We start from the raw sequence: 5,287 nt of genomic DNA, 5'->3' as shown, positions 1-5,287 counted from the left end.
GTTTCAATGGCGTGCGGCTGGTAGGTCTTATCCATGCGCGGCGGGACCCTATTGGCATTTATTCAGGAAAAGCCGGGAAGTATAGCGGGGCATGGGGCCGAGGGCGAGCGGGGCGGGCCGGGTGGGGATCTAAATGTAGGAGCTGCCGAAGGCTGCGATCTTTTGACTTTGCTTTTAAAAGACAAGATCAAAAGATCGCAGCCTTCGGCAGCTCCTACAGGGGGCGTTATTCGTACTGGCTCAGGAGTCGTTCCATACGCGCATCGAGGCGGCGTTTGATTTCGGTTTCGATGTGCGGGGCGAAGTCGTCGATCACGTCTTGCATGATCAATTGCGCGGCGGCGCGCAGTTCGCTGTCCAGGTGCAGCAGGGCGTCCGGACCTTTATCCACAGGCGCGGCCGGTTGGGCGGCAGGTGTCGGGGCAGGAGCGGGCGGTGGTTCGACAGCTTGCGGCGCAGGGCTGACAGCGTCGAACAACATCGGAATCTGTTCCTGTTCGCCATCATCGACCGTGTCGGTCAGCAGTGGCGGTTGCAGGTTGTCATCGCCGAGCAACTGGCGGATCGATTCGAGATCGTCCAGCAGGCCAGGCTTTTGCAGCGGTTTTGGAGTGTCCATCGGCGTACTCATAGTCGCTGTAAACGGTGATCTTGCAGAGGATAGCCCTGTTCGCGGTAGAAACGGAAACTCTCCCGCGCGGCCTGTCGAATCGCCGGATCTTCCACCACAACCTCCGCCACACGGGCGAATTTGTTGGCGAAGGCCGGGACTTTCAGGTCGAGGTTGACCAGCAGATCCTGGTGTTGGCCGCAGTCGTCACCCAAACCCAAGACAATCAAACCGTCCGGTTCGCTGTCGGCAGGGCCGTGAGGCACGAAGCTTTCGCCCTTGAACGCCCACAGGCGCGCATCGAGATCATCGCGCTGAGCGGCATCGCTGCAATGCAGGTAGATGCGGTGACCCATGCGCCAGGCTTTTTCGGTGAGCTTGCAGGCAAAGTCCAGACGTGCCGAAGGATCGGCGCTGGGCAGGATGTAGAAGTCGACTTTGGTCATTGCGGTTCCTGAGTTGCAAGCGGCGCCAACCAAAGGGGAGGGCGCCGCCGCAAGTCATCGGTTTCAGGCTTTGGCGCGATCCAGCAGGTATTGAGTCAGCAGTGGAACCGGACGGCCAGTGGCGCCCTTGTCCTTGCCGCCGCTGGTCCATGCGGTGCCCGCGATGTCCAGGTGCGCCCAGTTCAGGTTCTTGGTGAAGCGCGACAGGAAGCAGGCAGCGGTGATGGTGCCGGCTTTCGGGCCGCCAATGTTGGCGATGTCGGCGAACGGACTGTCCAGCTGTTCCTGGTATTCGTCGAACAGCGGCAGTTGCCAGGCGCGGTCGTCGGCAGCCTTGCCAGCGCTCAGCAGTTGGCCGATCAGTTCGTCATTGTTGCCCAGCAGACCGGAAGTGTGCGCGCCCAGTGCAACCACGCAGGCACCGGTCAGGGTGGCGATGTCGATCACCGCTTGCGGCTTGAAGCGCTCGGAGTAGGTCAGGGCGTCGCACAGCACCAGACGGCCTTCGGCGTCGGTGTTGAGGATTTCCACGGTCTGGCCGCTCATGGTGGTGACGATGTCGCCCGGACGTGCAGCGTTGCCGCTCGGCATGTTTTCCGCGCAAGCGAGGATGCACACCAGATTGATCGGCAGTTTCAGCTCAAGCACGGCACGCAGGGTGCCGAACACGCTGGCAGCGCCGCCCATGTCGTATTTCATTTCGTCCATGCCGGCGCCCGGTTTCAGGCTGATGCCGCCAGTGTCGAACGTGATGCCTTTACCGACCAGCGCGTAAGGCTTCTCGGATTTCTTGCCGCCGTTGTATTGCATGACGATCAGGCGTGGTGGCTGGGCGCTGCCCTGGCCAACGGCGTAGAACGAACCCATGCCCAGCGATTTGATCTTCTTCTCGTCGAGCACTTCGACTTTCAAATCCTTGAACTCTTTGCCCAGATCCTTGGCTTGTTCGCCGAGGAAAGTCGGGTGGCAGATGTTCGGCGGCAGGTTGCCCAGGTTACGGGTGAAGGCCATGCCGTTGGCGATTGCGGTGGCGTGGTTCACGGCGCGCTGCACTTCGGCTTGAGCAGCCTTGATGGTCAGCAGGGTGATTTTCTTCAGGGCGCGCGGTTCGGCTTTCTGGCTCTTGAACTGGTCGAACGTGTATCCGCCGTCCACCAGAGTTTCGGCCAGCAGACGGGTTTTACCGTAGCTGTCGCGACCTTTGACGATGATTTCGTCCAGTGCCAGCACGGCATCAGTGCCGCCCAGACCTTTCAGGCTGTTGAGGATGCCGGCAGCGATTTTGCGGAAAGGACGGTCGCCAAGCTCTTCATCTTTACCCACGCCGACCAGCAACACGCGCTCGGCCTTGAGGTTCGGCACGCTGTGCAGCAACAGGCTCTGACCGACCTTGCCGGCGATATCGCCACGCTTGAGCACGGCGCTGATCGCGCCACCGCTCAGTTCATCGACCTGTTTGGCGGCGACGCCGAGTTTGCGGCCTTCGCCAATGGCAACCACCAGAGTGGCGGTTTTCAACGTTTCTGGGCTAACGCTTTTTACAACCAGTTCCATGTCCGGGTCCCTGAATGAATGGTCAACACGCAGGCGTTCGACGGAGTCCGCAGTCGCCTGCTTATAGATAGAAGAGACGCAGGCCAGCGCCCGCGACAAAGGCCGCAGTTTGAACCTCGCTTGCCGCGCCTGACAACCCTCGGTTGTACGATCTTCAACGTATTGCATCGCTGGATGAGTGTGCGCAGTGACAGGCGCCCTCAATCACAGGATAATGCCGCATCTTTTTCGACCGCTCTGCCTTGCGGGCCGGTCGATACGTTTGCTTGTTTGGCCGCCTTAGCCTGACAACCCTGGAGTGTCTGGTTTGATCGTCTTCCGTTATCTGTCCCGCGAAGTCCTGTTGACCCTCAGTGCCGTGAGTGCGGTGTTGCTGGTCATCATCATGAGCGGTCGCTTCATCAAATACCTGGCTCAGGCCGCTGCCGGCCAGCTCGATCCGGGCTCGCTGTTCCTGATCATGGGTTTCCGTCTGCCGGGCTTCCTGCAGCTGATTCTGCCGCTGGGCCTGTTTCTCGGGATCTTGCTGGCATACGGTCGCCTGTACCTCGAAAGCGAAATGACCGTGCTCTCGGCGACCGGCATGAGCCAGCAGAAGTTGCTGGGCATGACTCTGTTTCCGGCAGCGCTGGTGGCGCTGGTCGTGGCATGGCTGAGCCTGAGTCTGGCCCCGCAGGGTGCCAATCAGTTCCAGTTGCTGCTGAACAAGCAGGACGCTCTGACCGAATTCGACACCCTTGAGCCAGGTCGCTTCCAGGCCCTGCGCGACGGTACCCGGGTGACTTACACCGAAAGCCTGACTGACGACCGGATCAATCTCAGTGGCGTGTTCATCTCGCAGAAGAACCTCGGCGCCGACCAGAAGGACCGCGGGATTTCCGTGCTTGTAGCGGAAAAGGGTCAGCAGGAAATCCGTCACGACGGTAACCGCTACCTGATTCTGCACAACGGCTATCGCTATGACGGCAGCCCGGGGCAGGCCGACTACCGCGCCATTCATTACGAAACCTATGGTGTGCTGCTGCCCAAGCCGGATGTCAGCGAGGAAGTCACCGACCGCGACGCCATGCCGACTTCGACTTTGATGAGCAATGACGACATTCGCGCCAAAGCCGAATTGCAGTGGCGTCTGTCGCTGCCGTTGCTGGTATTTATCGTGACCCTGATGGCGGTGCCGCTGTCGCGGGTCAATCCGCGTCAGGGACGTTTCCTCAAGCTGCTGCCGGCGATTCTTCTTTATATGGCTTATCTGACCATCCTGATTGCCGCCCGCGGCGCCCTCGAGAAGGGCAAACTCCCGGCGAACCTGGGCTTGTGGTGGGTGCACGCGATCTTCCTGATCATCGGTCTCGGCCTGCTGTACTGGGAGCCGTTGCGCCTGAAGATGGCCAGCCGTCGCAGCGCTGCGCTGGAGGTGGCTCGTGGTTAAACTCGACCGCTACATCGGCAGCAGCGTGTTCATGGCGATCATCGCTGTGCTGGCGATCATTCTGGGTCTGGCAACATTGTTTGCCTTCATCGACGAGATGAGTGACGTCAGCGATACCTACACCCTGACCGATGTGTTGAGCTTCGTGCTGCTGACCGCACCGCGTCGTCTTTACGAAATGTTGCCGATGGCGGCGCTGATCGGCTGCCTGATCGGCCTCGGCAGTCTGGCCAGCAGCAGCGAACTGACAGTGATGCGCGCCGCTGGCGTGTCCATCGGGCGTATCGTCTGGGCGGTCATGAAGCCAATGCTGGTACTGATGCTGGCTGGCGTGCTGATCGGCGAGTACGTTGCGCCGGCAACTGAAAGCATGGCGCAGGCCAATCGCTCGCTGGCTCAGGGCAGCGGCGATGCGCAAAGCGCCAAGCACGGTATGTGGCACCGTCAGGGTGAGGAATTCATCCACATCAACGCCGTGCAGCCTAACGGTCTGTTGTATGGCGTGACCCGCTATCACTTCGACAAAGAACGGCATCTGCTGTCGTCGAGCTTCGCCAAGCGCGCCGAGTTTGACGGGCAAAAGTGGGAGCTGACTGATGTCACCACCACGCTGTTCCATGAGCGCAGCACTGAAGTCGTCAACACGCCAAGCGAAAGCTGGGATGTATCGCTGAGCCCGCAATTGCTCAACACGGTAGTCATGGCGCCGGAATCGCTGTCGATCACTGGTCTGTGGGGTTATATCCACTATCTGGCGGATCAGGGCTTGAGCAACGGCCGTTACTGGCTGGCATTTTGGGTCAAGGTGTTGCAGCCGTTGGTCACCGCAGCGCTGGTGCTGATGGCGATCTCCTTCATCTTCGGCCCGCTGCGTTCGGTGACCCTCGGTCAGCGAGTGTTCACTGGCGTGCTGGTGGGGTTCACCTTCCGTATTGTTCAGGATCTGCTCGGCCCGTCGAGCCTGGTGTTCGGTTTCTCGCCGCTGTTTGCGGTGCTGGTACCGGCCGGCGTCTGCGCCCTGTTGGGTGTTTGGCTGCTGCGTAGAGCCGGTTGAAGACGGTGTTTTTGTCAGCGCTTTAACCTCGAAAACGCCTCGGTCGACAGATCGGGGCGTTTTTGCATGCAATCCGGGTGACAGGTGAACGTGACGCTTGCGCCGTGTATCAGGTACAATTCCCGGCTATTTTTCGGCGGGCTATGCCTGCAGCCTTTTTGAGTGTTGATCCGTGAGTGATTTGAGTCATATCC

General features: G+C 60.1%; 6 protein-coding genes. 2 read left to right on the top strand and 4 right to left on the bottom strand.

The window, feature by feature from the left end; genetic code table 11:
• Nucleotides 1–226 precede the first annotated feature (226 nt).
• The 3 genes from ACIOZM_RS29175 to ACIOZM_RS29165 form a co-directional block, all read right to left on the bottom strand.
• Nucleotides 227–619, bottom strand: a complete 393-nt coding sequence (locus tag ACIOZM_RS29175) for a DNA polymerase III subunit chi (protein ID WP_401220507.1) — start codon at nt 617–619, stop codon at nt 227–229.
• Between the two features lie 8 nt (nt 620–627).
• A complete protein-coding gene (locus tag ACIOZM_RS29170) occupies nt 628–1,056 on the bottom strand; it encodes a DNA polymerase III subunit chi (protein WP_401220504.1) in 429 nt (142 codons plus the stop codon).
• Between the two features lie 63 nt (nt 1,057–1,119).
• Entirely contained in the window at nt 1,120–2,610 is a 1,491-nt protein-coding gene (locus tag ACIOZM_RS29165; RefSeq protein WP_401220502.1) for a leucyl aminopeptidase, read from the bottom strand.
• Nucleotides 2,611–2,917: 307 nt separating this feature from the next.
• Here ACIOZM_RS29165 and lptF point away from each other — a divergent pair, with 307 nt between their 5' ends.
• Both lptF and lptG read left to right on the top strand, forming a co-directional pair.
• On the top strand, nt 2,918–4,039 hold the full coding sequence (gene lptF, locus ACIOZM_RS29160) for an LPS export ABC transporter permease LptF (RefSeq protein WP_401220499.1): 1,122 nt from the start codon (nt 2,918–2,920) through the stop codon (nt 4,037–4,039).
• Nucleotides 4,032–5,093: an LPS export ABC transporter permease LptG gene (gene lptG, locus ACIOZM_RS29155; protein WP_401220496.1), complete on the top strand. Its 1,062-nt coding sequence runs from the start codon at nt 4,032–4,034 to the stop codon at nt 5,091–5,093. Before lptF ends, lptG begins: the two co-directional genes overlap by 8 nt.
• Before the next feature lie 14 nt (nt 5,094–5,107).
• Here the strand turns inward: lptG and ACIOZM_RS29150 are convergent.
• On the bottom strand, nt 5,108–5,287 hold a 180-nt coding region (locus tag ACIOZM_RS29150), incomplete at its 5' end, for a hypothetical protein (RefSeq protein WP_401220494.1).

This window comes from Pseudomonas sp. NPDC087346, from assembly GCF_044744235.1.
Taxonomy (GTDB): Bacteria; Pseudomonadota; Gammaproteobacteria; order Pseudomonadales; family Pseudomonadaceae; genus Aquipseudomonas.
The sequence above is the reverse complement of the archived record's forward strand: the minus strand, read 5'-3'. Positions and strand labels throughout refer to the sequence as shown.

Bases quoted from the DNA above. Each gene is read 5' to 3' on its own strand.
- ACIOZM_RS29165 (WP_401220502.1), bottom strand. From the start codon at position 2,610: ATGGAACTGGTTGTAAAAAGCGTTAGCCCAGAAACGTTGAAAACCGCC.
- ACIOZM_RS29170 (WP_401220504.1), bottom strand. From the start codon at position 1,056: ATGACCAAAGTCGACTTCTACATCCTGCCCAGCGCCGATCCTTCGGCA.
- ACIOZM_RS29175 (WP_401220507.1), bottom strand. From the start codon at position 619: ATGGACACTCCAAAACCGCTGCAAAAGCCTGGCCTGCTGGACGATCTC.